We start from the raw sequence: 3,266 nt of genomic DNA, 5'->3' as shown, positions 1-3,266 counted from the left end.
TTTCGTACAGAGCATCTTCCATCGCGCCATCGCTCAGGTTGTACCAATGCTGCATGCAGTGAATGCGTAGCATGGTTTCCAGCGGATAAGGTCGCCGGCCATTACCAGCCTTGGGATAAAACGGCTCGATGACTTCCACCATGTTTTGCCATGGCAGAATCTGCTCCATGCGGGACAAGAAAATCTCTTTTCTGGTCTGACGGCGCTTACTGCTGAATTCACTGTCGGCGAAGGTGAGCTGATGACTCATGATGAACCCTTTTTCATGGCTCCAGATGACAAACATGATCTCATATCAGGGACTTGTTCGCACCTTCCCAAGCAAAGGCTCTCGCTACAACATCAGCTATTTAAGAGGACAGCCATCTGTTTATCTTTTCTTGTCCAGCAATTTCTTCAAACAGGTTGTGAGGCTGGGGCTGCAAGATCAACTGACTCGCAGTCTGATCAACTTCAATATGAAGAATGGATATGCTCCCGAGAGTGGATACTATGAATTCAGCGGCACAACCGAAATACATATAAAACCACGGGACTTCAGCGTATCCATCTTGTCTTCGGAGGGCGTCAGCAATCCTTACAGGGAGGGGCAGGTTGGAAAGACATTCTGAGCTTCTCATACAATATCTCTGATAGCGGCCCCATCAGTGCCGATATGCTGGAAATTTCTATTTCACAGGACAGAGGTTCGCCCTATCGGGGATATTGCACTTTCTATCCGGCAGGCTCCTTCGCACCTGAACAGGCCGTCCCCATCCCTACCAGGCTGGTATTCGATTCGGTGGCTCATGGAGCGGGTTCACGGCACGCCATTCGCTGCGATCGCACACCGGTGGATATTCGCGCCCTCGGAATACAGGACAATCAACCACCGCAGGAGTGGAATGATCCCGTCAACGGTCAGGGCATCACCCGGTTTTACAAGCTGGCGCTGGAATTCGACCTGACCGATCCCATGGTGCAGCGCACCATGGGCGACGAGATGTGGGAAGGCGAGGTGGAACAAAGCGGCACCATCACCATCAAGGGGACCTGGCGCTGACCATGGAGTACAACATGCATCGTCTACTTTGGCCCTTGCTGGGCGGCTTGCTGACCTCACAGGCCGCCGCCCTCGACATCGGCGCCATGACTCTTGCCATGGCGCCAGAGCAGGAGTTCATTACCAGAACCCTGACCAACAACAGTGCTTCACCCAAGCTGTACGACATACAGATGGAAAAAATCAGCGACCCCACGGCCAGAGGCAGAACACTGCCCACCGTCCCCGGTGAGCTGCTGTTTGCCCCCAGGCGCTTCACCCTGCACGCCAGACATGCCCAGAACGTCAAGTTCTACTACAAGGGGCCCGCCGATGACCATGAGCGTTACTACCGCATCACCTTCACCGAGTCACCGGCAGCCCAGGTGGATGAAGGCAGCCAGACGCAGCACCGGGGAACCGTCGAGGTGAAGCTGGCCCTGCAGTCCATCCTGGTAGTGCGCCCGCGTCAGTCACGTTTTGCATACCAGTTGGACCCGGCACAGAGCACCATCACCAATACCGGCAACACCTATTTCGAGTTCATGGTGAAACGGGGCTGCCAGCAGGCGGACAGCGAGGCGGACAGCAAGTACCTGCTGCCCGGGGAGACCTACCACAATCCCGGGATCAATCAACCGGGAAACCAGAAGCTCATCGTCTACCAGTCCCGCTTCATCCCGGTGGGCAAGGATTGCTGGCCAGACTAGGTGCCCGACACCGGACGGTCAGCAATCCCCAGGGTCAGGAGGAGAGCGTCGCCAGCCTGGCCGCAAACCCCATGAAGAAGAGACCGATAAGACCGTTGCCGAGACGGGCCGCCGTCTGGCGCTGACGGAAGAAGCGGGCCATCAGGGTACCGCCGAAGATCAGCAGGGTCAGGTAGACGAAGCTCATCGCTTCCAGCATGCCAGCCAGCACCAGGTAGGAGATCCAGGTGTGGGCATAGCTGAAGTCGATGAACTGCACGAAGAAAGAGACGTAGAACAGGATCGCCTTGGGATTGGTGAGGCTCAGGGTGAGGGCCTTGGTAAAATAGCGCTCACCGGGATCCATCTCGGACGCCGGTCCCGCCTTTTTGGCGATGAAGTTCGCGTGCAGGATCTTCACCCCCAGATAAAGCAGGTAGATGGCGCCCAGATAGCGCACCAGGGTAAACAGCAATGGGGTAGTGCGAATGAGGGACGCGATCCCCAGATAGGCGCAGAAAATGAGGATGGCATCGCCGACGAAGACGCCGAGGGCGGCGCGATAACCCGGGCCTATGCCGCGCACGGCACCGGTTCGCAGCACGTAGAGGGAGTTCGGGCCCGGGGCGATGATGATGAAGAAGAGACCGACCAGATAGGTCCAGACGTTGATGACACCCAGGCTTTCGAACATGTTCCCTCCATGGCGGGTGATGAGCCGGATAACGGCGGCAGGCCTTCTATACTAATCCGCCCCGCGCCAAGCACAAGATCTGACCAGCCATCCACACGCCGTCAGCATGAACGGCCTGCGCGCCACGCGAACGCAATCCGAGAGTTCGCCCACTTTGGTTATGTCCAGATACGCCGGGATAGGGCATGGTAGAGGGAGTGATCCCCCAGCCATGGACAAGACCTTGAGTACCGACACCCCGATCACCGCCCCGCCCGCGGTGGACAACCCGACTACCACCGCTTATCCGGTGATCGCCGCCATCAGCTTCTCGCACCTGTTGAACGACATGATGCAGTCGGTACTGCTGGCCATCTATCCCCTCCTGAAGCTGGGGCTCGATCTGTCGTTCACCCAGATAGGTCTCATCACCCTCACCTACCAGTTCACGGCCTCGCTGCTGCAACCCCTGATCGGCCTCTATACCGACCGCAGACCCATGCCCTACTCCCTGCCTCTGGGCATGGGCTTCACGCTGGTGGGGCTGCTCTACTTGTCGCAGGCAGGCAGCTTTGGCGCCGTGCTGTTGTCGGCCATGCTGATCGGCATGGGCTCCTCCGTCTTCCACCCTGAATCCTCCCGGGTCGCCCGCATGGCGGCCGGCAACCAGCCCGGTCTGGCCCAGTCTCTGTTCCAGATCGGCGGCAATCTGGGATCGGCCATCGGCCCCCTGCTCGCGGCGCTCATCATCGTGCCGAAGGGACAGGGCAGTGCGGCCTGGTTCTCGTTGTTCGCACTCATCGGGGTCATCGTGCTCAGCTTCGTCGGCCGCTGGTCCAGCCACCATGCCGCCAGCTTCCATCGGCGGATGAAGGCCCATGCC

Annotated in this window: 5 protein-coding genes; 3 read left to right on the top strand and 2 right to left on the bottom strand. The window is 58.5% G+C overall.

From position 1 onward, the window contains the following. A partial coding sequence (locus tag AACR77_RS08420; protein WP_000019381.1) for an IS5/IS1182 family transposase occupies positions 1–250 on the bottom strand: 250 nt, incomplete at its 3' end. A 531-nt stretch (positions 251–781) separates the two neighbouring features. Between AACR77_RS08420 and AACR77_RS08415 the strand changes: the two genes are divergently transcribed. Next, positions 782–1,042: a hypothetical protein gene (locus tag AACR77_RS08415; protein ID WP_231563185.1), complete on the top strand. Its 261-nt coding sequence runs from the start codon at positions 782–784 to the stop codon at positions 1,040–1,042. A 14-nt stretch (positions 1,043–1,056) separates the two neighbouring features. After that, positions 1,057–1,731: a fimbria/pilus periplasmic chaperone gene (locus AACR77_RS08410; RefSeq protein WP_042880795.1), complete on the top strand. Its 675-nt coding sequence runs from the start codon at positions 1,057–1,059 to the stop codon at positions 1,729–1,731. A 34-nt stretch (positions 1,732–1,765) separates the two neighbouring features. Here the strand turns inward: AACR77_RS08410 and leuE are convergent, their stop codons facing one another. Next, the gene (gene leuE, locus AACR77_RS08405; RefSeq protein WP_010672336.1) at positions 1,766–2,404 is read right to left on the bottom strand and encodes a leucine efflux protein LeuE; all 639 of its coding nucleotides are present in this window, start codon (positions 2,402–2,404) and stop codon (positions 1,766–1,768) included. 211 nt (positions 2,405–2,615) lie between these two features. Between leuE and AACR77_RS08400 the strand changes: the two genes are divergently transcribed. Then, on the top strand, positions 2,616–3,266 hold a 651-nt coding region (locus AACR77_RS08400; RefSeq protein WP_042880792.1), incomplete at its 3' end, for an MFS transporter.

Origin of the sequence: Aeromonas sp. ZOR0002, assembly GCF_963866995.1 — a bacterium.
Classification (GTDB): domain Bacteria; phylum Pseudomonadota; class Gammaproteobacteria; order Enterobacterales; family Aeromonadaceae; genus Aeromonas; species Aeromonas caviae.
The sequence above is the reverse complement of the archived record's forward strand: the minus strand, read 5'-3'. Positions and strand labels throughout refer to the sequence as shown.